This is a genomic window from Pantoea sp. RCC30.1 (genome assembly GCF_058148845.1).
Map to the genome: position 1 here is coordinate 102592 of NZ_JBXUHX010000002.1, position 26573 is coordinate 129164.

Sequence of the window (26573 nt, forward strand, 5' to 3'; positions counted from 1 at the left end):
CAGGGCGGCGTTGCCGCCCTGATACTCTTCTATTCCAGAAAGAAAACCGGTTTCAACGGCTGACTGATTGGGCTGTTATCCGCATTCGATGGCATCAGATCTTTCATTGAGGCCCACCAGCGCTGACACACCTCTGTCTTTGCCACCGCGTTCCAGCGCTCCTCTGATTCAATCTCAACGCTGGCGAACAGAAGATGCCGTTCGGCATCCAGCCAGATGGCATAGTTGTGCGCGCCGTGCGCTTTCAGGGTTTCGGCCAGTTCAGGCCAGATCGGTGAGTGGCGACGCTCATACTCCGCATGACAGTCGGCATTCACCTGCATAACAAAGGCTTTACGCAGCATTAGCCGGTCCCACATCCAGCGCCTGTTGCCACGGCTTCACGCCGAAGCGCTCACCCAGCGCGACCAGTTGTTCTGTCGTTATGCTCTGGCGAATCCCACCCATCGACAGCACTTTGACGATCACTTCGGACGATTTCTCCGCTGTGTCTATCAGACCAAAAGTCTCATCGAGCGTCGGGCCTGTACCAAAGACGCCGTGGAACGGCCACATCACCAGGGTGTGCGACTGCATCTGACCGGCTGTTGCGGTGCCAATTTCATCGGTGCCAGGCACCATCCAGGGCAAAACACCTACGCCATCGGGGAAGACCACCAGACATTCGGTGCTGCCTTCCCACAACAGGCGGGTGAAGCGGGCAGAATCCATCTCCACCACATAGCTCAGGGCCATAAAGTTGGTGGCGTGACAGTGCATGATCACCCTATCTGCGCCCTTGCTGACCACTTTACGCACCGCATGAGACTGAAAGTGTGACGCCAGCTCGGACGTGGGCAAGCCCCCATTCGACAGCCCCCAGTGAATTTTATAAGAAAGACCTTTGTCATCGACCTGCAGCAGCGCCAGGCAATCCGCCGGATCCAGCTGGACGTTGCGCATGAATTTCCCTGATCCGGTCACCAGAAACCAGTCGTTCGCCAGTTCTGGTGCGGGTTGTGTCAGCTCAATGCAGCGCGGCGCTTTGCAGAAGTCGGCGGCAAAGGGTTTGACCTCCTCCTCCAGCAGACGCAGGCTGACGTTGCCGCCATTACGTTCGTCCCAGCCCTTCAGCCACATGTCGCTGGTCGCTTTGACCATTCCCTTAACAAACCCGGAAGAAAGAATGCTTTGCATAGTGAAATCCTTAACGTTGGCTCAAGATCTGTTGTTCATAATGACGGACATCGCCTAACCAGCTGGCATCCGCCGGGACGTCATGGCGCAGGCACCAGGCTTCCCATACCGCCTGCCAAGGCAGCGATTTTTGCTCTTCCAGCAGGGCCAGACGCGCGGTGTAATCACCGCTGTTTTCAGCCTGACGCAAACGGTCGGTCGGCTCCAGCAAGGCACGCAGCAGCGCTTTTTTGGTATTACGCGTGCCGATAACCCAGGCGGCAATCCGGTTGATCGAGGCGTCAAAAAAGTCGAGTCCGATGTGCACTTTGCCGAACAGCTGGTGGCGGACGATTTCACTGGCGATTGCCTGGGTTTCATCATCCAGCAGCACCACATGGTCGCTGTCCCAGCGCACCGGACGGCTGACGTGCAGCAGCAGGCGTGGCACATAGAGCATGGCGGCAGAAATTTTGTCGGAGATCACTTCGGTAGGATGGAAATGCCCCGCATCCAGGCAAAGCGCCGTCTGGCGGCTGGCTGCGTAACCGAGATAAAACTCATTAGAGCCCACGGTATAGCTCTCTGCACCAATGCCAAACAGCTTGCTCTCTACCGCATCGATATGATGCTGCGGGTTGAGTTTTTCTGAGATGACCTCATCCAGCGCGCTCATCAGACGCTGACGCGGAGCAAGCCGATCCACGGTGATATCTTTCATGCCATCCGGCACCCAGATATTCATCACTGACGGCGTCCCCAGTTGCTCACCAAAATACGCGGAGATGCGGCGACTGGCTTTGCAGTGATCGATCCAGAACTGACGCACGGTTTTATCACTGTGCGACAGCGTAAAGCCGTCAGCGCTCATCGGATGCGAGAAGCAGCTGGGGTTAAAATCGAGCCCTAAATTATGCTCTTTGGCCCAGGCGACCCAGTTGGCGAAATGGGCAGGTTCAATGGCATCCCGATCTACAGGCTTATCGCTTTCCAGATAAATGGCGTGCAGGTTCAGGCGTTTTGCGCCGGGGATCAGCGACATTGCCTTGTCGATATCACTGCGTAATTCACTGGCATTCCTTGCCCGCCCTGGATAGTCACCCGTCGCCTGAATACCGCCGGTTAATGCGCCCTGTGGATTCTCAAATCCCCGGACATCATCCCCCTGCCAGCAGTGCATCGAGACCGGGATGCGGTCCAGCTGACGGATAGCCTGTTCAACATCAACCCCAATGTCGGCGTAGCGTTGTTTAGCCAGTTCAAAAGCCTGTTCAATCTGCTTAGTCATAAGCGGGTTCCTTAGCGGGTTGACTCAGCGTCGTGAAGCGTGCCTGACTGGCACCGAAGACGCTGTGAGTTTGCGGTTCGAATTTTTCGAGTGGGAAGTTGTTGATGACGCTGCAGCGGAAATCAGCCACATCGATGAGTTCGCCCAGCGCAATCAGCTGGCAACCGACGTTACCCAGCGTGGAGGCTTCAACCGGACCGGCCAGGACTGGAATCTGGCAGGCATCGGCGCAGAGCTGATTAAGAAAACGGTTCTGGCTGCCGCCGCCCACCACATGCAGCTGGCTGAAATCCTTGCCGCGCAGCGCGGCCAGTTCGTGAATGACTTCGCGGTAGAGCAGCGCCAGGCTGTCAAAAATGCAGCGCGCCAGCGCAGCGGCAGACTGCGGAACTGGCATACCCTGTTCTGCGCAGGCATTCTGAATCTCATTGACCATGCTGTCGGGATTGATAAAGCGGGCATCGTTGGGATTGATCAGTGACTCACAGGCAGGCTGGCGGGCCGTCTCTTCAATCAGCGCGCTGAGATCGTCAATTTGCAGTTCGCCGCAGATGCGCTGCAACAGCCATAAGCCCATGATGTTTTTCAGTACCCGGTAGCCTTCTGCGCCGCCCTCATTGGTGATATTGGCGCGCAGCGCAGCGTCGCTGGCATAGGGTTGAAGACTTTCAAAGCCCATCAGCGACCAGGTTCCGGAGCTGAGATAGGCGGCATCCTCCTGCATCAGCGGCGTTGCCAGCACGGCGCTGGCCGTGTCATGTGTGGCGACGGCGATCACCGGAACCGGGATGCCCGCACTAGTGATCCAGTGGCCGACGGTATTGCCCGGAGCCTGCGGCTGTCCGAACCACTGCGCATCAACCCCCGCCCAGGCGAGCAAATCACGATCCCACTCGCCGCTGTGAATATTAAGCATCTGCGTGGTGGTGGCGTTGGTGTATTCCCAGTTGAGCTTGCCGGTCAGGCGATAATACAGGTAGTCCGGGATCATCAGCGCATGCGCCACGCGGGCCTGCCAGTCGGGTTGCTGCTGATGCAGGGCGCGCATTTGATAGAGCGTGTTGAACGGCAGAAACTGAATGCCGGTTCGGGCGTAGATGGCACTGCGGCTCAGTTCCTGCTGTGCCTGCTCCATCAGGCCATGGGTGCGCGCATCGCGGTAGCTGACCGCCTCACCCACCGGCTCGCCCTGTGCATCCAGCAGCACCATGTCCACGCCCCAGGTATCGATCCCGATACTGTCCGGCACGATCCCTTCTTGATCTAACTGACTCAGCCCGGCTCGAATCTCCTGCTCCAGCATCGTCAGATCCCAGCAGTCATAACCGGCACAACGCTGCCGCCTGTTTTTAAAGCGCCGGACCTCACGCAGTGCGAGCTGGCGCTGTGCGGCATCCCAGCGGGCGAGCATGACCCGTCCGCTGGATGCGCCGAGATCGATAGCAACAATGTTTCTCCTGGTCATGGCGAGAATTCCCTGTGATTAAGTGGTCACAGAGTAAAAACCTTGCCGCTTTAACACCTTCCCCGGAGTGCCAGCGGCGAATCAGCCCTGGCAGACTTGCAAAGAACTTCGTGAGAGAGATCACAGAGGCAGCAGTGAGGAGGATGTGACCCCTGCCGCAAAACTGTTAACTGCTGAGGATTTCTTGAAAAATCAGCAGGATTCCTGCTGAGTCAGGCTGAAATTTCAAGGTAAGGTGACGACGTGCTGATTAGACTGCGTTACGGTTTTGTTAATCAGCGAGAGAAGATCATGACCATATTGCACAGTGCGGATTTCTTCCCCGAAGGCGATTACGCGATAGCGATTGAACCCCGGATACCGCAGGCAGCCTTTCCGGAACATCATCATGATTTCCATGAGATTGTGCTGGTTGAGCAAGGCTCCGGCATTCATGTGTTTAATGGTCAGCCACAAACGCTCTGCGCAGGTTGTGTCTGCTTTGTTCGCGATCACGATCGTCATCTCTATGAGCAGACCGATAATCTTTGCCTGACCAACGTGCTTTATCGCAGCCCCGGCGCGTTTCGTTTTCTCTCCGGGCTGCAGGCTTTATTGCCCAGCGATCAGGATGGGCAATACAGCTCTCACTGGCGCATCAATCAAAAAGTGATGGCGCAGGCGTTGAGCGTGGCGGCGCAGATGCAGCCCGATGATGCCTGGTCGCTGGAAAAGCAGGCGCGGCAGGAACAGCTTTTTTTACAGTTGCTGGTGCTGTTGCGTGAAACGTGCATTGATGGACAGAGTCAGGACCAGGAGGCGCGACTGCATCGCCTGCTCGACTGGCTGGGTGATCATTACAGTGACGAGATCGTCTGGGATGAGCTGGCCGATCGCTTTTCGCTCTCTCTGCGTACTCTGCATCGGCAGATGAAACAGCAGACCGGCAGTACGCCGCAGCGCTATCTGAACCGTTTGCGGCTTTTGCAGGCTCGTCATCTGCTGCGTCACAGTGATATGCGTATTACTGATATCGCCTTCCAGTGTGGATTTGGTGACAGCAACCATTTCTCAACCCTGTTCAGGCGCGAATTTGGCTGCGCACCGCGAGCGGAGCGCCAGCAGATGATGTAAAGGAGTCGAACATGGCGTTGATACTCAGTCGGGATGACTATTTTCCCGCCGCTACTCTGCCGGTGGCGGTAGCCGAAAGGATGCCACAACCCTCTTTCCCGCCGCACCGACACGAGTTCAGTGAAATCGTGATTGTCTGGCGCGGCAATGGCCTGCACGTCCTCAACGATCGCCCCTGGCTGATTACCTGTGGCGACGTTTTTTATATCCGCGACAGTGACTGCCATAGCTACGACAGCGTTAACGATCTGGTGCTGGATAACATCCTCTACTGCCGTGACCGCTTTGGTCTTGCCCTTGACTGGAATCAGCTGCTGCCGCAACAGGGCACGGATGTTCCGGGCTGCTGGCGGCTGACCACGCGAGGGATGGCGCTGGCCCGGGGCGTGATCAGCCAGCTGGAGCGTGAGAGCCGTAAAAGCGATCCGCTGTCGGTTCAGCTGTCAGAAGCGCTTTTTTTACAGCTGGCGCTGATCCTGCGTCGTCACGGCTATGCCGCCGACCGTCCGTGGGCGTTGCCAGAGGGCGAACAGCTGGATCTGCTGATGTCAGCCTTACAGGGCGCGATTGCCCGCCCCTTCGATCTGGCAGCGTTTTGTCAGCAGAATCAGCTTAGCGAGCGGGCACTAAGGCAGCTTTTCCGTCAGCAGACCGGTATGACCATTGGTCATTACCTGCGTCAGCTGCAACTCTGTCAGGCTAAATATCTGCTGCGCACCCAGGATTGTCTGATTAGTGAGGTCGCCGCCCGCTGCGGCTTTGATGACAGTAACTATTTCTCGGTGGTCTTCACCCGTGATACCGGTTTAACGCCCAGCGCCTGGCGTCAGCGTTTTATTGCGCCACGGCAGACGATTAAGAGTGCCGAGTCTGAATAAAGCGGGCTTGGGTTGAGGCCGACGAGCCATTAACTGCACAAAATTAGCAGCAATAAATCAGCCAAAAAGCGCATGAAGACGGTCAGAAGATGAAAGCATCCCGCGACATGGACAAAAACGCCAGGCGTGCCAGGGATGGCGGCTTTTGCGGTTTCCCGATCTGACCGTGCTCCCTAAGCGGGCTCGCCCTCACCGCTGGTCAGCTAACGCAACGGGCCTGCTTAGCAGGCCCGTTCTAAACAAAGACAGTACCTGCATTAGCACTCAGGCCGCCATACCCAGACCAACGATATTGGCGGCAATGATAATCACCACACAGCCGATAGATAATACGCTCACCGGGCGACGTCCCGCTGACTTCCACTCTTTCATCAGCAGGCCTACCAGCCCCCCACACAGAACGTAAAGGCTCATGTGCAGCATCCAGCTGACATAGTCATACTGCGCCGGGATGCGGGCATGACCCCAGGCGTAGAAAAAGAACTGCAGATACCACATGGTGCCGCCGAGCACGGCAAAAGCCGTATTAGCAATCAGCAGCGACTTCCCGACGGAGAAGTCTTTACGCACCGACAGCTCTGGCCGGGTGGCCAGCCGCCAGAAGCAGAAGGCCAGATTAACCAGCGCCCCGCCGCCCATGATGATCACGTAGCTGGGTAAAGCCACATAAAGCGGATCGATGCCGAGATTAGCGGCGGCCTGATGCATCGGTTTAGCCGCATCCATCGCAAACGACATACCGGCCGAGAAAATGCCGCACATCACCGCCAGCACCAGTCCCTTCCTGAGATTAAACTCTTCCGCGTTAATCCCCAGCGCGCGCTCCTTTAACAGCCCGGCGCGTGACACAATCCCGACGCCAATCAGCGCTACCAGCACGCCCAGCAGCGTTAACCGGCCACCCGCCGAGGCGAACAGCTCACCAAAGCGCCCCTGTAACAGCGGTGTCATCAGCGTGCCGACCACAAGGGTAATACCAATCGCGATACCGATGCCCATCGACATCCCGAGATAGCGCATGGTCAGGCCGTAGTTGATATTGCCTATGCCCCACATCGCGCCAAACAGGAATACCGGCGTCAGCTGCGACAGCGTAAAACTGCTGTAATAGGCCATAAAGTCCGGTAGCAAAATGGCACTCACCGCCCATGGCAGGATCAGCCACGACATCAGGCCGCCAATCGACCACATAGTTTCCCATGACCATCTTTTCACCTGCTTAAAAGGCGCGTAAAAGCACGCGGCGCTGGCAGCTCCGACAAAATGCCAGAAGATACCCGCAATAATGGCACTGTTCATTGTTATTCCCCGGTTAGGTTGAGGCCTGTCGGAAACCTGTCTGCTTCCGCTCAGCAGGCAGTCTACGTTTTGCAGGAATTCCTCAGCCTTTGGATAAATGCCGGAAGCCGGAGCGAAGTGGCAATTTCTGACCGTTATTCCCGTCAGGGATCACAATTTCACAGTTGTTGTAAAATCGGACCATTAATTAGCTAACTCCCTTATTATTCACTATTTTTCACCGTTCTGCCGTGTGGCCCAGCACAATTCTGATCTGGCTGCCATTGATGCTGGTATGGTGGCAAATCTGCAAAGAAGCCTTTTATTAACGCGGGCAAGGCCGTATAAACTGGGGAAAATTAATTAATTCAGGGATTGGGATGACATCAAAGTGGTTAACACTGTTTCTTTCGCAGTCAGTCAGCCGGGTGATGCTGGATGATCTGCGGGCGATATTACCCGCAGAGGCGATAAAGGTGTTTGTGAATGGCATGGATGAAACGCACTACGCCACCATTGAATGTCTGCAGGCGGAGAAACATTGTGCGCTTATCGCCTCAGCGATTGTGGTCTGGCGTCAGCTCGGCCATGTGCGTCATATTCTTTATAAAAAAGGCGAGGTGTTGCGAGAGGAGAACGATGCCACACAGTTCCAGCTCTTTACCCTGCTGAAAACCCACCGCGCAGTCCTCCAGATCTCATGATAAGATCGTGGCCCCTGAAATCGCTGTTTGCAGCAGGTTGAATATGAGAATTGGAATTCTGTTTCCGATCGCCATCATCGTGGCGGGCGTGGGCTTTCTGGCGTGGTTTATTGGCAGCGGCCTGGCGATGCCAGGCTCCTGAGCGTTAGCGCAGCTGACTATCTTTACTGCCCCGACGATTATACAAGCTGCTGGTCTGCTGCTGTTTATCGATTTTTTCCTGACACGTCACGCAGTAGTGCACCCCTTTCAGCGCCTGACGACGCGCTTCCGGAATCGGTTCGCCGCAAAGTTCACATTCGGTGGAGCTTTCACCCTGCCCGATTGATTGTCTTACCCGCTCGATTCCGTCGTTAACGGTGCTATCAATCTGTTCCTGTACTGCGCCTTCTGCCGCCCATCCGCTTGCCATTATTTAACCCCTTTTTCACGACTTTACTCCTTTAAATCTACAACAGATTGACGTTTTTGCCGCAGAACTCACCGATATCTGTGATTGGCTGCCAGCCGGACTTGCAAGCTGGCAATAGGCCAAAGGTCACGCTGAGCATTCTGTTTCACCCTGCTATTACATTACTGCAACGTATCGATAGCGGAGAGCTAAGCGAATGACAACACATCATCAACATTACATTAATGGCGGGTTCGCCGCCCATCAGGGTGACCAGTGGATTGAGGTGATCAATCCTGCCACTGAGGCACTACTGTCACGTATTCCCGAAGGCACTCGTCAGGATGCCTGCCTTGCCATCGACGCCGCAGAGGCGGCTCAGCCGGGATGGGAAGCGCTGCCCGCGGTTGAACGCGGTCTATGGCTGCACAAAATCGCCACCGCCATCCGTGACCGCGAGCCGGAACTAACGGCAACCATCGTGGCTGAGGGCGGCAAAACGCAAGGACTGGCGAAGACGGAGGTGCTGTTTACTGCTGACTATCACGATTACATGGCAGAGTGGGCGCGGCGTTATGAAGGCGAGATCATTAACAGCGACCGCCCCAACGAAAATATCTTCCTGTTTAAAAAGGCAATAGGGGTCACCACCGGGATTTTGCCGTGGAACTTCCCTTTCTTTCTTATTGCCCGCAAAGCGGCGCCTGCCCTGATCACCGGCAACACCATCGTGATTAAACCCAGTGAGCTGACGCCGAATAATGCGGCCCTGTTTGCCGACATCATTCAAAAGATTGGCCTGCCTGCGGGCGTGATCAACATTGTCTATGGACTGGGGCCGGAAGTGGGACAGGAACTGGCAGCAAACCCAAAAGTCGGGCTGGTGAGCCTGACCGGCAGCGTCGGAGCAGGTATCGCCACCATGGAAGCCGCCGCTAAAAACGTCACAAAAGTGTCGCTGGAACTGGGCGGCAAAGCCCCCGCCATCGTGATGGATGATGCGGATCTCGATCTGGCGGTGCGGGCAATTGTCAGTTCGCGGATGATTAACAGCGGCCAGGTCTGTAACTGCGCAGAGCGGGTCTATGTGCAGGAAGGTATTTACGATCGTTTTATCCGCGCGCTGACCACCGCGTTTCAGCAGGTGACATTTGGCGATCCGGCCGAACTCAGCGATATCGACATGGGGCCGCTGATTACAGCCGCAGCCCGGGATCGGGTTGAGCAGAAAGTGGCGGATGCGGTCGCCGCCGGGGCTAACGTGGTGCTGGGCGGCAAGCGCGCCGGGGATAAGGGCTTCTTCTTTCAGCCTACGCTGCTAACCCATGTGCGTCAGGAGATGGCGATTATGCAGGAGGAGATTTTTGGCCCGGTGCTGCCGGTGATGACCTTCAAAACGCTGGATGAGGCGATCGCGCTGGCTAACGACTGCGAATATGGGCTGACCTCCTCGATTTATACCCGGGATCTCAATACCACGATGACTGCGCTGCGGAAGCTGAAGTTCGGCGAGACCTATGTTAATCGTGAGAACTTCGAGGCGATGCAGGGTTTTCATGCCGGATGGCGTAAGTCGGGTATCGGCGGTGCCGATGGGAAACATGGTCTGGAGGAGTTTCTGCAGACCCATGTTGCTTACCTGCAGTTCAGTTAAGCGCAGGCTCGATCTTACCGCTTCCCATTCCTGACTTTGTCAGTAACAAAATGGGCCAGCTAACCGGCCCATTTTGCTATGCCACCCGCTTACTGCAGCGCAGCAGCGCGATGCCACTCAGTACCGCCACCGCCATCAGGTAATAGCCTGGCGCCAGACTGCTGCCGGTAGCAGCAATCAGCATGCTGCAAATCAGCGGCGCAAACCCGCCAAATACCGTCACGGCCACGTTGTAACTGATCGCCATACCGCTGGCACGCGTGGTCGACGGGAAGAGATCCGCCATCACCGACGGTACCGTCGAGAAATAGACCGACTTCAGCAGCGCCATCCAGGCGACCAGCAGAATCAGCGTGGCAGGCGTGGTGTGATCGACCATCCATTTGAAAGCAGGATAGATGGTCGCCATCAGCAGCAGCAGCGATCCCCACATCAGCGGCAACCGGCCAATCCGCTCCGCCCACAATCCCATAATGGGCGTCACCACCGTCAGAATAATTCCCGCGATCAGGGTGGCGGTGAAAGCCACCGATCCCGGCAGATGCAGCGTTTTGGTGGCGTAGGTCGGTATGTAGTTGAGCATGTAGTTTACTGCGGTCGAAATCACCATCACGCCAATCGCCAGGGTGATCAGCGCTTTCTGCCGCCCGAACAGCGTCTTCAGCGGTGCGGATTCCTTTTCCTGCAAGGCAAAGCTGGCGGGTTCCTGCACATGACGGCGAATGTAGATCCCCAGCGGGCCAATCAGCAGGCCAAAGGCAAACGGGATGCGCCATCCCCACGCCTGAATATCACTTTCGCTCAGCCAGTGGGTCAGCCCCAGCCCGAATGCCGATGCCATCAGTGTGCTGGCACCCTGAGTGGCGAATTGCCAGCTGGCGATAAAGGCTTTGCGCTCAGGAAAGTGCTCCACCAGGAAGGCGGTGGAACTGCCAAATTCGCCCCCGGCAGAGAAACCCTGAATCAGACGCGCCAGGATGATCAGCAGCGGTGCTGCCAGACCGATAGTGGCGTAACCCGGCATAAACGTAATGATCGCCCCGCCCAGCATCATCAGGTTAATCGATAGCAGCAGCGCCTTTTTGCGGCCATGACGGTCGGCATAGTTGCCCAGCACAATGGCACCCAGAGGACGGATCAGAAAGGAGATACCAAAGCTGCCAAAGGTCAGTAACAGCGACACCGACGGATCGCTGACCGGAAAGAAGACGTGCGCGATGTAGCTGGCGAAAAAGCCATAAACCGCGATGTCGAACCACTCCAGCGCGTTGCCGATGCAGGTGGCGAATAGCGTTTTGTGCAGGCTCGGTTTCACCTGCGAGGTCGTCTGCGTAATGCGACTCATTGTTCACCTCTCCGCCACTGATGGTGGCGCGTCATCAGCTGTTCGCCCTCTTCGCCCAGTTGCCAGAAGAGCCGCGTCATAATCGCCAGGCCTTCGCGTGCAATGGAGTTGAGCATATGTTCGTTGACGCCGTGCTGACCGCAGGCGGGATAGGAATGCGGCACCCACAGCGTCGGCAGGCCGAGGATATTGGCGAAGACTTCATTCGGCAGTGAACCGCCGAGATTGGGCAACAGCGCCGGTTTTTTACCGCTGCTGCGGGCCAGCGTATCCAGCGACCAGGCCACCAGCGGATCCTGCGGATCAAGTCGTGTCGCCGGTGAACCGCGCAGAAATTCCACACTGACGTTATCGAAGCCGTGCTGACGCAGATGACTTTCAACGTGCTGCACCAGATTTTCCCAGTCAGTGCCGACCACAAATCGCAGCTGACATACCGCCGTGGCGCTGCCCGGAATGGCGTTCATCGGACGTGCTGGATTGCCGGTTTCAAACGCCAGCACCTCCAGCGTGTTCCAGCCATAAAGTCGCTCTGCAGGCGTCAGGCCCGGCTCGCCCCAGCCTTCTGCCAGCGCCGGGTCGCCCGGCATACCGCCTACCTCAATATCACTGAGGATGGCGCGCACCGCGTCGGTCAACGAGTCCGGTTTCAGCGCAGCGACCTGCAATACGCCCTGCGCATTCACCAGGCAGGCGATCGCATTGGCCAGCTGGGTGCCGGGATTAGTGAGCAGTCCACCCCAGTTGCCGGAGTGATAGGCGTTGTCACGCGCCTGAATAGTCAGACGAAAGTTCGCCGCGCCTCGCGAACCCAGGAACAGCGTGGGTCGCACTGCGTTGAGTCGTGGGCCATCAGAGGCGATAAAGAGATCGGCCTTTAATAGCGCCTGCTGCTGCTGGCAGATCGCCGCCAGCCCCGGTGAACTGATCTCTTCGCCCATTTCAAACAGGATTTTGCAGTTAAAGCCCAGTTTTCCACCACGCGCCTGCCACACCTGCTCCAGCGCCGCGAGATTAACGCAGTGCTGTCCTTTGTTGTCCGCGCTGCCGCGTCCATACAGGCGATCGTCTTCGGCAGTAAGTTGCCAGGGCGATAAGCCTTCGCGCCAGTTTTCATCGTCGCCGAACACCACATCACCGTGGCCGTAGCAGAGCAGTGTCGGTTTTAACGGATCTTCAATGCGAGTGGCGATCAGAAATGGCGGGCTGCCGGGCTGCGGATTGTCAAACGGGTGAAGCATGAATCCCATTTTCGCCAGTTGCGGGCCAATTTCCTGCTGCAGATAGTGGTCAAGCTCCGCCTTTCTGCTGGCGTGCTGGCTTTCGGTCACGCAGGCAACGCGCCGTGCCAGCAGTTGCTGAAACTCACCGCTATCGAAATAGTGCATCGCCTGGTCAACTGCCTGTTGCTCTGTCATGTTTGCCCTGTCTGTTTTTTTTATCGTGCTTTATCTTTGACAAACTTCTCTCTTTGCCACAATTATCAATTTATCGAGTGAGCATTGCTTTTAAAGCAACCCATCACTGCCCTTTTATGATGCGTTTTACCGGAGTGACCATGATAAGCAGCGAGATCCGCTATTTCCTGGCGGTCGTTGAGAACGGCTCGCTGAGCGCCGCCAGTGAGCAACTGTTTGTCGCGGTGTCGGCAATCAGTCGTCAGATTCAGCGGCTGGAGGCACAGGTCGGGGTGCCGCTGTTTGAGCGTCATGCGCGCGGCATGGTGCTGAATGAGGCAGGTGAGATTTTTGCGCATCACGTACGTAAGAGTCAGCTCGATATGGAGTATGCGCTGGCGGAGATTAAGGGGTTGAAAGCGGTACGCCGCAGCCTGATCCGCATCGCCTGCACGGATGGGATGGCGTTTAGTCTGTTGCCTGGCCTGCTGGCGGAGTTTCGACTGGCGAATCCCGGCGCACTGTTTGCGATTAACGTGACGCACTCGCAGGGCGTAGCGGCCTGTGTCAGGGCGGGTGAATGCGATGTGGCGCTGCAGTTTAGTCTGCAGCCGGAGCGCAGCGTTGAGGTGCTTGGTTCGTGGCCCGCACCGGTGTTGCTGGCGATGCATGAGTCACATCCGCTGGCGTCACGTGAGGTGACGCTGGGCGATCTGCATCGCTGGCCGCTGGCGCTGCCGGGCCATCACACCACCGTCCGGCAGCTGTTTGATCTTTCCTGTCAGATGAATGACTGCGTGGTGGAGCCGGTGCTGACCTGCGACTATTTCGCTACGCTTTATCACTTTTTGCTGCATACGCCGCAGGCGGTGACCATCTGTAGCGCCTTTACGCTGTTGTTTGAGCGCGATGCGCAAAATCTGGTGTTGCGGTCGATGGGGGTGGATCAGTTGAGTCAGCGGACGTTGCAGCTTCAGACGGTGTCGGGCCGTCAGCGCAACGCGGCACTGACACTGTTTCTGCAGTTTTTGCAACAGCGGCTGACAGAGATGGATCAGCAGGTGAGGATGGGATGAAGGGCCCACTGATGCGCGGGCCATTGAAGTTAACTGCCACGGGTTACTGCTTAATATCAACCTGATAGAAAATATGTTTTCCGAACGGGTCGACCTGATAACCGCTGACCGATTTGCGTACCGGCTCAAAGATGGTGGAGTGCGCAATCATCACGGCCGGCATCTGATCATGCATTATCTGCTGCGCCTGCAGATAGAGCGCGGTGCGTTTGCCCTGATCCGGCTCGGCGCGGGCTTCGGTGATTAACTTCTCAAACGGCTGGTAGCACCATTTTGAGGAGTTGGAACCGCCCTGTGCGGAGGTACAACTGTAAAGCGGGCCGAAGAAGTTGTCGGGATCGCCGGTCGCGGTGGTCCAGCCCATCAGCGCCGCCTGATGCTCGCCGCTGCGTACACGTTTCAGGTATTCGCCCCACTCATAGCTGACGATATTGGCTTTGATGCCGACTTTAGCCCAGTCCGACTGAATCATCTCCGCCATGCGGCGCGCATTCGGGTTGTAAGGCCGCTGAACCGGCATCGCCCAGAGCGCAATTTCGGTGCCCGGTTTCACACCCGCCTGTTGCAACAGGGCTTTGGCCTTCTCTGGATCGTAGTCGTAATCTTTCAGATCTTTGTCGGCGCTCCAGACACCCGGCGGCAGAATATTTTTCGCCACCGTGCCGGTGCCTTTAAATATCGCCTCGATGATCGCCGGTTTGTTGATTGCCATTGCCAGCGCCTGGCGCACTTTGACGTTGTCGGTAGGCGCTTTGGTGGTGTTGAACGCCAGGAAGCCGGTGTTCAGGCCCGCCTTCTGTTCCAGAGTGATATCCGGGTTGGCGCGCATTTTTTCCAGATCGGCGGGGTTCGGAAATGGCATCACCTGGCACTCGTTTTTCTCCAGCTTGGCATAGCGCACGGAGGCATCCGGCGTAATGCTGAATACCAGCCGATCGAGTTTCGCTTTGCCCTGCCAGTAGTCCGGGAACGCTTTGTAGAGGATGCGGGAATCTTTCTGGTACTGCACCAGCTCAAACGGGCCGGTGCCAATCGGGTTCATATCGACCTTCTCCGGCGTTCCTGCTTTCAGCATCGCATCTGCGTATTCTGCCGAGTGAATCGAGGCGAAATACCAGGCGAGATCGGCAAGGAAAGGCGCTTCCGGATGGGCGAGCGTGAAGCGCACAGTATGGTCATCAACCCGGTCAATACTTTTAATCAGCGTGGAGAGTTCCAGGCTTTCGAAGTTGGAATAGGTGCCGCCAGAGACATTGTGGTAGGGATTTTTCGGGTCCATCTGGCGCATGAAGGAGAAGATCACATCATCGGCGTTGAAGTCGCGGCTGGATTTGAAGGCTTTATTACTCTGAAACTTCACGTTTTTGCGCAGATGGAAGGTGTAAACCGTGCCATCCGGGCTGATCTCCCAGCTTTCTGCCAGACTGGGCACCAGATTGGTGGTGCCGGGCGTGAAGTCCACCAGCCGGTTAAAGACCGGCACCGCACTGGCGTCAACACTGGTTCCGGAGGTATAGAGCTGCGGGTTAAAATTCTCTGGCGATCCCTCAGAACAGAAGACCAGCGTTTTGGCGTTAACGCTGCCAGCCAGCGCTATCCCAGCCGTAACAAGCGCTAAGGTGGCTATCTTGATTTTCATTATCATCCTCGCTTTGTATTGACTTCCGGTGATCACAATATCTAAATGAATCATTCAGATGCTTCATTGATAGCACGATTCGGCACCATAGCGAACCCCGCCTGTGGCTGACTAATAAGGAATAGTGATGACAGACAAACTTGAGTCGCAACTCATCGAACGTTTTTTCCGTTACCTCGCCGTCAGCAGTCAGAGCGATGCCAGGTCCACTACTCTGCCCAGCACGCCGAGCCAGCACGCCATGGCGGAACTGCTGGCGGAGGAGTTGCGCGCCTTAGGGCTGGATGAGGTGGTGATTGATGAACATGCCACGGTGACGGCGGTGAAACGTGGCAACCGTCCCGATGCGCCGCGCATTGGATTTATTACGCACATTGATACCGTCGATGTCGGTTTGTCGCCCGATATCCACCCACAGATCCTCACCTGGCAGGGTGACGATCTCTGTCTGAATGAAGAGCAGGATATCTGGCTGCGCCGCGATGAACATCCGGAGATCGCGCCCTATGTGGGTCAGCAGGTGATCTTCAGTGACGGCACCAGCGTGCTGGGCGCGGACAACAAAGCGGCGGTGACCGTCGTGATGACGCTGATGGCGAACCTGAAAGGCGATCATGGCGACATCGTGGTCGCCTTTGTGCCGGACGAAGAGATTGGCCTGCGCGGTGCGAAAGCACTCGATCTGGAAACGCGTTTTAATGTCGATTTCGCCTGGACCATCGACTGCTGCGAACTGGGCGAAGTGGTGTATGAAAACTTCAATGCTGCCGCTGCAGAGATTGTGTTTACCGGCGTTCCGGCGCATCCGATGTCGGGTAAAGGCGTGCTGGTCAATCCGCTGCTCATGGCCCATGACTACATCAGCCTGTTTGATCGTAAGCAGACACCGGAGCACACCGAAGGTCGTGAAGGCTATATCTGGTTTAATGAGATTCACGCCAACGCCAGTAACGCAACGCTGAAGGCCTCAATCCGTGATTTTGACCTGACCAGCTTCGCGGCGCGTAAGCAGCAGTTGCAACAGGCAGCTGAGGATCTTGCGGCGCGTTACCCGACTGGCGAGGTGAGCATCACCATCAGTGATATCTACAGCAATATCAGCAATGCTTTGGGTGAGGATCGTCGCGCGATAGATCTGATCTTCAATGCCTTTGCCGCACTGGAGATTGAGCCGAAGGTGATTCCGATGCGTGGCGGCACGGACGGCGCGGCGCTGTCAGCCAAAGGGTTGCTGACGCCGAACTTCTTTACCGGCGCGCATAACTTCCATTCACGTTTCGAGTTTCTGCCGATTACGTCGTTTGTGAAGTCCTATCAGGTGGCAGAGAAACTCTGTTATCTGGCAGCAGGTTAAGCACGATAATCGGGCGCATGACGCGCCCGATTGCGATTAGGGTTTCGCGCTGACATCAATCCCTGGGAAGTATTTTTCAGCCAGCTTTTTAATGGTGCCATCGCCCTGCACTTTGGCGATTGCCGCATCCAGTGACTGCTTCAGCTGCGCGTCATCTTTGCGCAGGCCATAGCCGATGCCTGAGCCGAGAATCGCGTCATCTTCGACTGGCTTGCCGACAAAGCCAAAGCCTTTGCCCTGTGGCTTATCAAGGAAGCCCGACTGACCGGCAGCGGACATCACCAGCGTCCCATCAAGGCGGCCCGCGACCATGTCGTTGTAGACCTGGTTCTGATCCTGATAGGAAGTGACCGTCACGCCCTGCGTCTCCCAGTGCTTTTTCGCATAGGTTTCCTGAATCGATCCCTGTAACACCCCGATGTTTTTGCCTTTCAGACTGTCGGCGGTCGGTGCCAGATTTTCGCCGTTTTTCGCCACTAACATGGTCGGAATCCGGTAGATCGGCTGAGTGAACGCGATGCTTTTGGCGCGCGCTTCGGTGATGTTCATCGCCGAGTTAATGGCGTCGAATTTCTTCGCCTGCAGTGCCGGGATCAGCGCATCAAAGCTGCTCTCGACCCAGTGGCAGCTGAAGTTGCCCGCTTTACAGATGGCATTGCCCAGCTCAATATCAAAGCCTTCCAGTTCACCCTTTGCATTGCGACTTTCAAACGGCGGATATTGTGACTCCACGCCGTAACGTAAATCCTGTGCCAGTGCCTGTACCGATGTCATCATGCCCAGAGCAAGAAAAAGCGCGTTCAGTTTCTTCATTATTTACCCCGAAAAGTCCTGGTTACCTGTTCCCGGTGCTGCCTCACGTGGTGGCGTGATTCAGTGAGAAAAAGCACATAGCGCAGCCGCGCCAGCCTCTAGTGTCGCCTCGTCTTTCGCAAAAGAGAGACGAATCAATTTGTTGTCTGTGCCATCCATATAAAACGCCGACAGCGGGATGGTTGCCACACCGTGATCGACGATAAGACGTTTTACCATTTCGCTGTCCGGTTCGTCACTGAAATGTCCATAGCTGGCGAGCATAAAGAACGAACCGGCGCTCGGCAGCAGCCGGAATGGGGCGTTCTGCATCAGGGCAATCAGCCGCTCGCGCTTCTGCTGATAGAAAGCGTTGAGCGACAGATAGTTCTGCGGCGTTTGCAGATAGTGTGCGAACCCAACCTGCATCGGCGTATCGGCGGCGTACATCATAAACTGATGCACTTTCACCAGCTCGGTCATCAGCTCTGCCGGTGCCAGACAGTAGCCTACCCGCCACCCGGTGACGTGGAAGGTTTTGCCAAACGAAGAGACGATGACGCTGCGCGCCGCCAGCTCCGGATGCGACGCCATCCCGCAGTGCGGACGGCCATCAAACAGAATATGTTCGTAAACCTCATCGGAAAGTACCACGATGTCGGTATTACGAATCAGGGCCGCCAGCTGATTGAGGTCATCGGGGGTGAGCACCTGCGCACTGGGGTTGTGCGGCGTATTAATGATGATCATACGGGTGCGCGGCGTGATCGCGGCCCGCAGCTGATCCCAGTCGATAGCAAACGACGGCACCTGCAACTTCAGGCCTATCGGCGTACCGCCCTGCAACCGCACCACTGGCGCATAACTGTCAAACGCCGGTTCAAAGAAGATCACCTCGTCGCCCTGATGAACCAGCGCGGTAATCGCCATATAGAGTCCCTGGCTGGCGCTGCCGGTAATGAGCACTTCACTGGCAGCATCATATTTCTGGCCATAGAGCGCCTGCACTTTGCTGGCGAGCGCCTCGCGTAAGGCGGGCAGTCCCATCATGGCGGCATACTGATTATGCCCCTGCTGCATCGCCCGACTGACTGAATCGACCAGCGCCGGATCACAGGGAAAATTGGGCGCGCCCTGCGACAGGTTGATCGCCTGATGCTGCGCCGAGAGCTGGCCAATCACGCTAAAAATAGTGGTGCCGACGTCCGGCAATTTTGAGTGGATAGCGACAGGCGTTTTCAGGGACATATTCTCTCCGTCAGGGGCATAACCGACCAGATGCGGTAAATAACTATTCAACGGGCTGTGACTTGAGTCGACAAGCGAAATGTCGTCATAATAGCCATGAAAAAAATGCATAGCTGAGGTTCATCGTGTCGCGCTTATCGCTGCCGCTTAATGCCATTCACGCCTTTCTGGTGACCGCCCGTCACCTCAATCTGACCCACGCTGCCCGCGAGCTGTGCCTGACCCAGGGCGCCGTCAGTCGCAAGATTACCGCGCTGGAGCAGTGGCTGGGCGTGACGCTGTTTGACCGCCACGCGCGCGGTCTGCGCCTGACACCTCAGGGCGCCGCGCTGCTGCCCGAACTCAGTCAGGGTTATGAACTGATGGTGCAGGCCAGTGAAAGGGTTCGCCGCAGTCAGGTCAGCATTCGCCTGAAAGCCCCGACCTGCGCGATGCGCTGGCTGGTGCCCCGGCTGATGGCGCTGGAACAACAGCGGCCTGAACTGCATGTGGCCCTGACGACGACGCTGGATCATGCTGCGCAGCTTGAGAACTTTGATGCGGCGATTGTTTATGGCAAGCCGCATCCTGAGGGGATCTGCCTGTTCAGTGAGTCGCTGACGCCGGTGATGGCTGCAGATCAGCCCTGCCCGGACTCGACGGCGGCGCTGGCCGCAATGACCTTTTTGCATCCCACGGCGGATACGCGTGACTGGCAGTGCTGGCTGCAGGCGCAGCAGGTGACGCTGAGCATGAAGCGGAATCAGCATTTTGCCACAATGGACTTAGCGATTAGTGCAGCGATTCAGGGGTTTGGCGTGGCGATTGCCGACAGCAATCTGGTGGAGAGTGATATTGCCAGCGGCAGACTGATTAAGCCGTTCGCTGGCGAGGTCAAAACCGGTGCCGTTTACAGTTTACTGCAACGGCCTGCGCGGGATGCGCCACCGTTCCTGGCGGAACTGGTGGCGTGGCTTTGCAGGGATCAGAAGGTGACCCAGTCGCCATTGTCAGCAGGTTTGGCCTGAGGCGCACTCAGCACTGTGGCTTTTGGTGCGGCAGGTTTATTACTGATAGCAGGCGCGCTCTTGCGATCACTGGAGAGACGGAATTTCGATACAGAGGCCTGCAGCGCTTCCGTCTGTAGTGCCAGCGCGCTCGCTGCGGCGGAGACCTCCTCAACCAGTGAGGCGTTCTGCTGCGTCACGCTGTCCATTTCGGTGACGGCCGTTCCCACCTGAGAAATGCCTTTGCTCTGCTCTTCTGAGGCAGACGCGATTTGTTTCATGATCGCATCTACATCCTGTACCGATTTCAGAATATTTTTCATTGTGCCGCCAGTGGTGTTCACCAGCTCGGCGCCTTTATCCACGCGCTGTACGGACTCTTCTATCAGCGTCGCGATCTCTTTTGCCGCGTTGGCGCTGCGCTGCGCCAAATTGCGCACTTCAGATGCCACGACCGCAAAGCCACGACCCTGTTCGCCAGCACGTGCCGCTTCCACCGCGGCGTTCAGCGCCAGGATATTAGTCTGGAAGGCGATGCTGTTAATCACGTTGGTGATTTCAGCAATTTTCTTCGAGCTCCCAGAGATGCCATCCATAGTGGTGACCACTTCGCTGACCAGCTGGCCGCCACGTTGTGCTGTAGTAGTAGCGGTTTCTGCCAGCAGACTCGCCTGACGCGCGTTGTCGGCGTTGAATTTCACTGTCGCCGTCAGTTGCTCCATGCTGGCCGCAGTCTGCTCCAGCGCAGCGGCCTGCTCTTCGGTACGTGAAGAGAGGTCATTATTACCGGCGGAGATCTCTGCCGCACCGCGCGAGATGTTCTCAGTGCCGCTGCGAATGGCGCTGACTGCTTCACGCAGGCTGTCCTGCATGGCGCTCAGCAGCGGTACCAGTTTACCCACGCAGTTGCGACCGAAATCGGATACCGGCTGGCTAAGGTCGCCCGTGGCGATCACCGCAAAGTGGGTGCGAATGATTTCCAGCGGCCGGACCAGCATCGCGACCAGATAACGGTCAGTGAACAGCAGAATGAACAGGCCGATAATCACCGTGATGGTGATAATCGTTTTGGTCATCGCGGTGAGGTGATCAACTTCCACACGTGTGGTATCAAGTTTTTGAGCTGCGCCCTGGCTGAATTTCTCTGCGCTGACGCCAAAGGCACGGCTGAGTGGCGGAGTGACGTTATTTGCCTGCTGGCGATAGGCATCAGGTGTTGCCTGACGGGCCAGCTGCAACTGTGGGGTCACGCCCTCATCCAGCAGTTTTTGCCAGGTCTGAATTACGCTATCCACCACTTCCGGGTTCATCGGACCGGGCGCCAGCTGTTTAAAGCGTGCCAGTTGCTGTGTCATACCATCCAGCGCCTGCTGCACCGGGGCATAAGCCTCATCGGTCAGCGCTTTACCCGCCGCTTTGCCTTCCATCACGCGGGATAAACGCGTAATGACACGAAAATATTGATCGTTGCCTTTGCTCAGCACCGTCATTTGCTCAACCAGATGACGGTCAACCTCGTTGCCTTCGCTAAGCGCGCCAAGCGAGTGGATGCTATACAGCCCGACGCCGCTCCACAGTAGGCAAAACAGCCCCAGAATCGTGAGCATCACTGCACGAATGGTAAAATTTTTGAGCATTCCCATACCAAAATCCTATACACGTTGACCCGCAAGCGTCGGGCATAGGAGATTTATCGGCATGCGATAATGAAAATGTAACTGTTTTGTTACCTATTAATTTACAGCGTCAAACATGATGATTTAAGATAAAATGTAACAAATACAATTGATTAAAATTTAATACGCAAAAAAGTTTCATTCGCACAACTTAATTGTTAGCAGCCTAACCTTCATCGACTGCTTAAAGCCTGACCATCCGCGTCATTAGCAGCCGGAAGAGACGCATGCGGGCACGCATAAAGTTTCGCTTCAGAACCAGTCCGCTCTTTCGATTATCGCCGAGTGACATTGTCACGTCGCTGCCGGGATGCCAGGCTGGCCAGATGACCTCGCCCTCAAGCTGGTGCTTATACTCCGTGGCATCCCGGGCAAAGGTAAACCAGTATGCGCTGACCCGCGCGGCAAATGCCCGATCGGCCTCGCTGAATGGCCGCGCTTCATTAGGATCGGGCATCTGACTCAGCGTGTTCAGGACATAAGGCACTTCGTTGCCGTGCCAGGTGCCGTGCGGATAGAGATCGCGGGCATGCTCAGAGACATAATCAAACCAGTAGCGCCAGCCGGGCATTCCGGCATTGTGCTGCGCCCGCATCACCAGCCACGGCACAAGACTGAAGGCCATGTCACGCGCCACCGCACGTCCCAGCCGCTGATCGTCATGGATGTCATAAATCCATTTCAGCGTCCGGTAAGTGAGACGATTTTTAGCACGCAGCTGATGCAATACTGCGGTAGTGTCCACGCCAAAATAGTCCAGCACGCTGGCTTCATCGCTGTTACTGCCCGCCATCAGCGGCAGACGGTGCTGTTTGCCTGCCATAAAGGTTTTCAGCATCGGCTCGGGCAGGACGGCATCACCGGCAATCGGTACCGGCGGGGTCGCCAGTGGCCCTTCCAGCGACCAGAAGGCATCGGCGGGCAGTGCGCGCAACGCATCCGCGCTGGCATCGGACGGCAGGCCGAAATGTCGGGCCACCGCCACGCCCTGCTGACGCGCTTTTTTCAGCGGCGTGTCCGGCAGGCTATAGGCGCTCTGTACGATCCCTTTATGAAACAGCCCTTCTGCCAGCGGCGAACAGCACAGGGATAGCACGCTGCGCGCACCAGAGGATTCACCGAACAGAGTCACATTGCGGCGGTCACCACCGAAAGCAGGAATGTTACGCTGCACCCACTGCAGTGCGGCAATCTGATCGAGCAGACCAAAGTTGTTCACCGTACCCGCAGCAGGATACTCAGCGTCAAGGGACGGATGAGAGAAGAAGCCGAGATGACCGAGCCGGTAGTTGAGCGTGACCACCACCGCGCCGCGTGACGCCAGCGGCTTACCGCTGTAAGGTGCCAGCCCGCCCGCGCCGATGGTGTAGCCACCGCCGTGCAGCCAGACCATCACCGGCAGCGGCGTTGACGGCTCGACATCAGGTGTCCAGACATTCAGGTAGAGGCAATCTTCACTGAACTCACCGGGATCGCCACCGCCTACCGCCTGGCAGTAAGTCCGGTTTTGCCAGCCGGACGCCCCGAATGCGGTCGCGTCGCGCACCTGCGTCCAGGGTGAGACCGGCTGAGGCGGACGCCAGCGCAATGCGCCAAGCGGTGCCGCCGCATAAGGTATGCCTTTGAATACGAAAAGGTCATCGTCCATGCATCCACGCAACTCCCCCTCAGCAGTCATGATCCTCAGACCTGTTTCGTTTTTCATTCCTGTTTCCCTGTTCAAACGTATCTCCATTATTTGCAGGCCCGCCAGCATTGTCCAGGTACGGGAGGGATTTGCAGAATATGCCGAAGAGAGAGAGGCAGGCGTGAACAGACTCATCAACAGGTTGAGAGCGTCGGTTACGGTGATGCTTTAACGTCGTTTATCACTCAGCAATGGGTTAACAGACGGTCAGCGTACGTGAGAGCATCGTTCAGCTGTCATTCTGGGCGTTTTTGCTGCACTAAATCAGTCCGTGTGCTAACGGATCAAGATACTTACGCGGGTAAACCTGCGCTGGTGGGTAAAGCGTCGGCTTTTTTAGTGACTCTCAGCTAATACCTGTGGCTGCTCTGCTTCAGGGCCATCGGCTTTGCGGGGCTGGCGCAGAGAATGCGTTGCGGGCAACGGAAGCGTTACCCGCAAATAACTCAGGCCGGACGCAGGCCGCACTGCGCCAGGGAGCGCTGCTGCCGTTCTTCATATAAGGCCATCTCATCCAGTACGGCGGCGCCCAGCGCGGCTTCAAACGCCTGGCGGCTTGACTGTCCTGCCGAACGGACCTGCGCCCGATCGCCGAGGTTGGACTGAAAAATACCTGCTGCGCTGACGGGCAGGAAATCTTCATAGGTGATGGGATCGGCCACCACACGCCCTTCTTTGATGAGCGTCTCCAGCGATTCACCCAGAGCCGGTGGCGTGGCGATGCCCTTTTCACTCAGGCGATAATGGAACCAGGCCAGTGCCTGCTGCCGCAGCGTGGTCTCGTCGTCGGGAAAGTCACGGAAAATTGCCGCCAGATGTTGCTGATGCTGCTGGTTATCCTGACCGCTGCCCGCCTCGCTCAGCAACCGATCGTAGAGCGCGCGTCCTGCAGGCGTCAGCGCTACACCGCGCTGCTCAATTTCACCGAAACGCGCCGTGTGGGTTCCCTGATGCCCATCCTTAAAGATGATCGGCTCTTCCAGCGCTTTGAAACTGGTCTGACGTAACAGAATCGGCACCTGACGACGCGGCGGTCCCTCGATCAGGGTTTTCGGATCGATACCGCGCGACGGCATCAGTTGCTGGACGCGGTCGATATCCAGCGTGCGCGGCGTGAGATGGTTGATATGGCAGCCGGGGAAGCAGACCACATCCGCAATCAGCCGATGCTGCTGGTTCAGCGCCTGATAGGTCTGACTGTCCACGCTGCTGTGGGCGTGCCAGCGGAAGGTTTCCAGTGCTTCAATAACAAATTCAGTGGCCTGCTCGTCAGATAATCCGCCCTGCTGCTGATGCAGTTCCAGCAGCTCCCGGCAACGGGGAGTGAAAATGTCGCGCGCAGCAAGAATCTCCGCCGCTTTTTCGCGCAGCACCTGATCGTCGATCAGTTCAGGACGTAACAGCGAGGTGAAGACCCGGAAGGGATTGCGTCGCAGCGCCGCATCGCTCACCGGCCGGAACGCCGTGGAATGAACGGGGACACCCGCCTGCGAAAGATCGTAATAGCCCACCGGATGCATCCCCATCACCGCAAACAGCCGCCGCAGTGTGGCTAATTCCTCTGCCGTGCCCACGCGGATCGCACCGTGACGCTCCAGGTTAAGTCGGCCGATTTCATCGGCGGCCGTGAGGCGATCTTTCAGCGCGATATCCGCTTCCAGCGCGCGATCGTTGACGGTCGCTACCAGCTGCATCAGCGTGCCATATTGTGGCACTTCCTGCTGATACATGACTGACATCGCCTGAGAGAAACGGGTGCGGATGAGATCCGCACTGAGAAAGTTGTCCATCTTATCCACCTGACACCATGAGCGTTGCTGCTAATGTAATGCAACGCGCTGGCGTCAGTGGAAAAAATCACGAATCTGTGATCGGCTTAAAGCCGTAACGGTTTTTTAACAGCAGCATCAGGGTGGTGATCACAGCCGGTATCGCCAGCAGCAGAAAGATAAAGCTGAAGGACCAACCGAGGGACATCATCTCCGCACCCACAAACGCACTTAAAATCGCGCCGATGCGCCCCACACCGTGCATCCAGCTGGAGCCGGTGGCGCGGGCATGAGTCGGATAATAGCTGGCGGATAAGGCATTCATGCCAGTATTCGCACCGTTGAAACAGAAGCCACTGCAGAAGGCAATCGTGCTCATCATGCCCACTTCCGCAGGCGAAAAGCCAAGTGCCACAATAAACAGTCCGCCGCAGCCGTAGATCGCCGCCAGCGCCAGGTTTGCATTAAAGCGATCCATCATCCAGCCAGCAAAAAGCGAACCCAGCGTCCCGCCCGCCTGATACATCGCAGTGATAATCGCCGCTTCGGTGACAGACATGCCAAGGGTATTCACCAGTGACGGCAGCCAGCTGCCAATCAGGTAGACCATGAACAGCCCCATGAAATAGCCGCCCCACAGCATCGTGCTGCCAAACAGATAGCGGCGTGACAGGACGGTGCCAATCGCGCTGCCGGCCGGCACGGTCGCCTCTGGCGCGTGAAACGCACAGTCTGGCCGGGTTTTGCCCGGCATCATCCGGTCGAGGATAGCGTGAATACGCTCAGCCGGTGCGCCACGGCTGATGAGGAATCGCACCGACTCCGGCAGGCTACGGATCAAAAATGGCAACACCAGCAGCGGCAGGATGCCGCCGAGCAGCAGCACGGAGTGCCAGTTATAACGCGGTAACAGCCATGAGGCGGCAAATCCCCCGCTGGCAGCCCCAAAGGTGAAGCCACAGAAGACGACCGTGATGAGAAAGGCCCGTCGCCGCTCAGGGGCATATTCCGCCACCAGCGTGCCAACGTTGGGCATCGCCGCACCCAGTCCCAGCCCGGTCAGGAAGCGGAACAGCATCATTTGTTCGATGTTCTGCGCCAGCGCCGTTGCCAGCGTCCAGAGACCGAAAAAGAAGACGCTGAGAATAATCATCATACGCCGGCCGTAGCGGTCAGCCAGCGGCCCCGCCACCATCGCACCCAGCGCCAGCCCGATTAAGGCGGCACTGATGACCACCCCGAGCTGATGATTGGTTACGCCCCACGCGGCTTTCAGCGTCGGCGCAATAAATCCCATGATCGCAATGTCCATGCCATCGAGTGCCACCACAATGAAACAGAGTGCAATGAGCCGCTTTTGCCAGTGGCTCAGCTCCTGCTGGTTGATAAGCTGGCGGACATCTACCGCCTCGACGCTGGTCAATGAACACTCCCTGAGTAACAAAATCTGGCATCAGTTTAAGTAAAAAAAACGGCGTTTATGATAGCCGATCGTTAACGTTAAGCGGTCAGATTTTTAGTTGATAGTGAGAATTATTCAATTTTAAAGCGATAATCTATTGATTTTTTTGGGGTCAGTGAATAAGCACTTCTCTGGCATTTTCTTGTAACGTCTTTTTTATCAAGTGGTTATCTGATAAATCAGCCATTTCAGCATGTTTGTTAAAATAAATTTGCA

The 26573-nt window shown here is 56.7% G+C and carries 23 protein-coding genes; 8 read left to right on the forward strand and 15 right to left on the reverse strand.

What is annotated here, in order from left to right; all coding sequences use genetic code 11:
- Positions 1–29: 29 nt before the first annotated feature.
- From rhaM to rhaB, 4 genes are read right to left on the reverse strand one after another with little or no spacing between them, the layout of a single operon-like run.
- Positions 30–344, reverse strand: a complete 315-nt coding sequence (gene rhaM, locus AC2LB6_RS03000) for an L-rhamnose mutarotase (protein WP_419138229.1) — start codon at positions 342–344, stop codon at positions 30–32.
- The gene (gene rhaD / locus AC2LB6_RS03005; protein WP_490092394.1) at positions 334–1176 is read right to left on the reverse strand and encodes a rhamnulose-1-phosphate aldolase; all 843 of its coding nucleotides are present in this window, start codon (positions 1174–1176) and stop codon (positions 334–336) included. Before rhaD ends, rhaM begins: the two co-directional genes overlap by 11 nt.
- Positions 1177–1186: 10 nt before the next feature.
- Positions 1187–2443: an L-rhamnose isomerase gene (locus AC2LB6_RS03010; RefSeq protein WP_490092395.1), complete on the reverse strand. Its 1257-nt coding sequence runs from the start codon at positions 2441–2443 to the stop codon at positions 1187–1189.
- Positions 2436–3908, reverse strand: a complete 1473-nt coding sequence (gene rhaB / locus AC2LB6_RS03015; RefSeq protein ID WP_490092396.1) for a rhamnulokinase — start codon at positions 3906–3908, stop codon at positions 2436–2438. Before rhaB ends, AC2LB6_RS03010 begins: the two co-directional genes overlap by 8 nt.
- A gap of 291 nt (positions 3909–4199) precedes the next feature.
- On the opposite strand from rhaB, the gene rhaS reads away from it, so the two are divergent.
- Complete coding sequence (gene rhaS / locus AC2LB6_RS03020; protein WP_490092397.1) at positions 4200–5021, forward strand: HTH-type transcriptional activator RhaS; 822 nt, start codon at positions 4200–4202, stop codon at positions 5019–5021.
- Between the two features lie 11 nt (positions 5022–5032).
- Complete coding sequence (gene rhaR / locus AC2LB6_RS03025) at positions 5033–5899, forward strand: HTH-type transcriptional activator RhaR (protein ID WP_490092398.1); 867 nt, start codon at positions 5033–5035, stop codon at positions 5897–5899.
- Positions 5900–6163: 264 nt separating this feature from the next.
- On the opposite strand, the gene rhaT is transcribed toward rhaR, so the two are convergent.
- Positions 6164–7198, reverse strand: a complete 1035-nt coding sequence (gene rhaT, locus AC2LB6_RS03030) for an L-rhamnose/proton symporter RhaT (RefSeq protein ID WP_090960865.1) — start codon at positions 7196–7198, stop codon at positions 6164–6166.
- Positions 7199–7557: 359 nt separating this feature from the next.
- On the opposite strand from rhaT, the gene AC2LB6_RS03035 reads away from it, so the two are divergent.
- Together AC2LB6_RS03035 and AC2LB6_RS03040 are read left to right on the forward strand one after the other, a co-directional pair.
- Entirely contained in the window at positions 7558–7881 is a 324-nt protein-coding gene (locus tag AC2LB6_RS03035; RefSeq protein WP_490092399.1) for a hypothetical protein, read from the forward strand.
- Positions 7882–7924: 43 nt separating this feature from the next.
- Positions 7925–8023 (forward strand): YoaK family small membrane protein, encoded by a 99-nt coding sequence (locus AC2LB6_RS03040; protein ID WP_008925225.1) that lies wholly within the window; start codon positions 7925–7927, stop codon positions 8021–8023.
- Between the two features lie 3 nt (positions 8024–8026).
- Here AC2LB6_RS03040 and AC2LB6_RS03045 read toward each other — a convergent pair whose 3' ends face one another.
- Positions 8027–8293, reverse strand: coding sequence for a DksA/TraR family C4-type zinc finger protein (locus AC2LB6_RS03045; protein WP_490092400.1), 267 nt, complete (start codon positions 8291–8293; stop codon positions 8027–8029).
- 196 nt (positions 8294–8489) lie between these two features.
- Here AC2LB6_RS03045 and aldA point away from each other — a divergent pair, with 196 nt between their 5' ends.
- A complete protein-coding gene (gene aldA / locus AC2LB6_RS03050; RefSeq protein WP_490092401.1) occupies positions 8490–9926 on the forward strand; it encodes an aldehyde dehydrogenase in 1437 nt (478 codons plus the stop codon).
- Positions 9927–10002: 76 nt separating this feature from the next.
- Here the strand turns inward: aldA and AC2LB6_RS03055 are convergent, their stop codons facing one another.
- Together AC2LB6_RS03055 and AC2LB6_RS03060 are read right to left on the reverse strand one after the other, a co-directional pair.
- Positions 10003–11271, reverse strand: coding sequence for an MFS transporter (locus AC2LB6_RS03055; RefSeq protein ID WP_490092402.1), 1269 nt, complete (start codon positions 11269–11271; stop codon positions 10003–10005).
- Complete coding sequence (locus AC2LB6_RS03060) at positions 11268–12689, reverse strand: M20 family metallopeptidase (RefSeq protein ID WP_490092403.1); 1422 nt, start codon at positions 12687–12689, stop codon at positions 11268–11270. Before AC2LB6_RS03060 ends, AC2LB6_RS03055 begins: the two co-directional genes overlap by 4 nt.
- Positions 12690–12829: 140 nt before the next feature.
- Between AC2LB6_RS03060 and AC2LB6_RS03065 the strand changes: the two genes are divergently transcribed.
- Positions 12830–13744, forward strand: coding sequence for a LysR family transcriptional regulator (locus tag AC2LB6_RS03065; protein WP_490092404.1), 915 nt, complete (start codon positions 12830–12832; stop codon positions 13742–13744).
- 43 nt (positions 13745–13787) lie between these two features.
- Here AC2LB6_RS03065 and AC2LB6_RS03070 read toward each other — a convergent pair whose 3' ends face one another.
- Positions 13788–15383, reverse strand: a complete 1596-nt coding sequence (locus tag AC2LB6_RS03070; protein WP_490092405.1) for an ABC transporter substrate-binding protein — start codon at positions 15381–15383, stop codon at positions 13788–13790.
- A gap of 127 nt (positions 15384–15510) precedes the next feature.
- Between AC2LB6_RS03070 and pepT the strand changes: the two genes are divergently transcribed.
- Positions 15511–16737: a peptidase T gene (gene pepT, locus AC2LB6_RS03075; RefSeq protein WP_490092406.1), complete on the forward strand. Its 1227-nt coding sequence runs from the start codon at positions 15511–15513 to the stop codon at positions 16735–16737.
- Between the two features lie 36 nt (positions 16738–16773).
- Here pepT and AC2LB6_RS03080 read toward each other — a convergent pair whose 3' ends face one another.
- Both AC2LB6_RS03080 and AC2LB6_RS03085 read right to left on the reverse strand, forming a co-directional pair.
- Positions 16774–17550 carry a transporter substrate-binding domain-containing protein gene (locus tag AC2LB6_RS03080; protein WP_003853710.1) on the reverse strand — a complete coding sequence of 259 codons (777 nt, stop codon included), beginning with the start codon at positions 17548–17550 and terminating at the stop codon, positions 16774–16776.
- 60 nt (positions 17551–17610) lie between these two features.
- Positions 17611–18777: a methionine aminotransferase gene (locus AC2LB6_RS03085; RefSeq protein WP_490092407.1), complete on the reverse strand. Its 1167-nt coding sequence runs from the start codon at positions 18775–18777 to the stop codon at positions 17611–17613.
- A 125-nt stretch (positions 18778–18902) separates the two neighbouring features.
- Between AC2LB6_RS03085 and AC2LB6_RS03090 the strand changes: the two genes are divergently transcribed.
- The gene (locus tag AC2LB6_RS03090) at positions 18903–19784 is read left to right on the forward strand and encodes a LysR substrate-binding domain-containing protein (RefSeq protein ID WP_490092408.1); all 882 of its coding nucleotides are present in this window, start codon (positions 18903–18905) and stop codon (positions 19782–19784) included.
- Here AC2LB6_RS03090 and AC2LB6_RS03095 read toward each other — a convergent pair.
- The 4 genes from AC2LB6_RS03095 to AC2LB6_RS03110 all read right to left on the reverse strand — a co-directional run bounded on the left by AC2LB6_RS03095 (position 19742) and on the right by AC2LB6_RS03110 (position 26318).
- The gene (locus tag AC2LB6_RS03095) at positions 19742–21406 is read right to left on the reverse strand and encodes a methyl-accepting chemotaxis protein (protein ID WP_490092409.1); all 1665 of its coding nucleotides are present in this window, start codon (positions 21404–21406) and stop codon (positions 19742–19744) included. The two genes, AC2LB6_RS03090 and AC2LB6_RS03095, sit on opposite strands and share 43 nt — an antisense overlap.
- Before the next feature lie 217 nt (positions 21407–21623).
- The gene (locus tag AC2LB6_RS03100; protein WP_490092410.1) at positions 21624–23144 is read right to left on the reverse strand and encodes a carboxylesterase/lipase family protein; all 1521 of its coding nucleotides are present in this window, start codon (positions 23142–23144) and stop codon (positions 21624–21626) included.
- 428 nt (positions 23145–23572) lie between these two features.
- Positions 23573–24916, reverse strand: coding sequence for a 2-oxoadipate dioxygenase/decarboxylase HglS (hglS, locus tag AC2LB6_RS03105; RefSeq protein WP_490092411.1), 1344 nt, complete (start codon positions 24914–24916; stop codon positions 23573–23575).
- A gap of 67 nt (positions 24917–24983) precedes the next feature.
- Complete coding sequence (locus AC2LB6_RS03110; RefSeq protein WP_490092412.1) at positions 24984–26318, reverse strand: MFS transporter; 1335 nt, start codon at positions 26316–26318, stop codon at positions 24984–24986.
- Positions 26319–26573: the final 255 nt, after the last annotated feature.

Bases quoted from the DNA above. Each gene is read 5' to 3' on its own strand.
- rhaB (WP_490092396.1), bottom strand. From the start codon at position 3,908: ATGACCAGGAGAAACATTGTTGCTATCGATCTCGGCGCATCCAGCGGA.
- pepT (WP_490092406.1), top strand. From the start codon at position 15,511: ATGACAGACAAACTTGAGTCGCAACTCATCGAACGTTTTTTCCGTTAC.
- AC2LB6_RS03080 (WP_003853710.1), bottom strand. From the start codon at position 17,550: ATGAAGAAACTGAACGCGCTTTTTCTTGCTCTGGGCATGATGACATCG.
- AC2LB6_RS03040 (WP_008925225.1), top strand. From the start codon at position 7,925: ATGAGAATTGGAATTCTGTTTCCGATCGCCATCATCGTGGCGGGCGTG.
- AC2LB6_RS03100 (WP_490092410.1), bottom strand. From the start codon at position 23,144: ATGAAAAACGAAACAGGTCTGAGGATCATGACTGCTGAGGGGGAGTTG.
- aldA (WP_490092401.1), top strand. From the start codon at position 8,490: ATGACAACACATCATCAACATTACATTAATGGCGGGTTCGCCGCCCAT.
- AC2LB6_RS03095 (WP_490092409.1), bottom strand. From the start codon at position 21,406: ATGGGAATGCTCAAAAATTTTACCATTCGTGCAGTGATGCTCACGATT.
- AC2LB6_RS03045 (WP_490092400.1), bottom strand. From the start codon at position 8,293: ATGGCAAGCGGATGGGCGGCAGAAGGCGCAGTACAGGAACAGATTGAT.
- rhaT (WP_090960865.1), bottom strand. From the start codon at position 7,198: ATGAACAGTGCCATTATTGCGGGTATCTTCTGGCATTTTGTCGGAGCT.
- rhaM (WP_419138229.1), bottom strand. From the start codon at position 344: ATGCTGCGTAAAGCCTTTGTTATGCAGGTGAATGCCGACTGTCATGCG.
- AC2LB6_RS03055 (WP_490092402.1), bottom strand. From the start codon at position 11,271: ATGAGTCGCATTACGCAGACGACCTCGCAGGTGAAACCGAGCCTGCAC.
- AC2LB6_RS03070 (WP_490092405.1), bottom strand. From the start codon at position 15,383: ATGAAAATCAAGATAGCCACCTTAGCGCTTGTTACGGCTGGGATAGCG.
- rhaD (WP_490092394.1), bottom strand. From the start codon at position 1,176: ATGCAAAGCATTCTTTCTTCCGGGTTTGTTAAGGGAATGGTCAAAGCG.
- AC2LB6_RS03085 (WP_490092407.1), bottom strand. From the start codon at position 18,777: ATGTCCCTGAAAACGCCTGTCGCTATCCACTCAAAATTGCCGGACGTC.
- AC2LB6_RS03060 (WP_490092403.1), bottom strand. From the start codon at position 12,689: ATGACAGAGCAACAGGCAGTTGACCAGGCGATGCACTATTTCGATAGC.
- AC2LB6_RS03035 (WP_490092399.1), top strand. From the start codon at position 7,558: ATGACATCAAAGTGGTTAACACTGTTTCTTTCGCAGTCAGTCAGCCGG.
- AC2LB6_RS03065 (WP_490092404.1), top strand. From the start codon at position 12,830: ATGATAAGCAGCGAGATCCGCTATTTCCTGGCGGTCGTTGAGAACGGC.
- rhaR (WP_490092398.1), top strand. From the start codon at position 5,033: ATGGCGTTGATACTCAGTCGGGATGACTATTTTCCCGCCGCTACTCTG.
- hglS (WP_490092411.1), bottom strand. From the start codon at position 24,916: ATGGACAACTTTCTCAGTGCGGATCTCATCCGCACCCGTTTCTCTCAG.
- AC2LB6_RS03010 (WP_490092395.1), bottom strand. From the start codon at position 2,443: ATGACTAAGCAGATTGAACAGGCTTTTGAACTGGCTAAACAACGCTAC.
- rhaS (WP_490092397.1), top strand. From the start codon at position 4,200: ATGACCATATTGCACAGTGCGGATTTCTTCCCCGAAGGCGATTACGCG.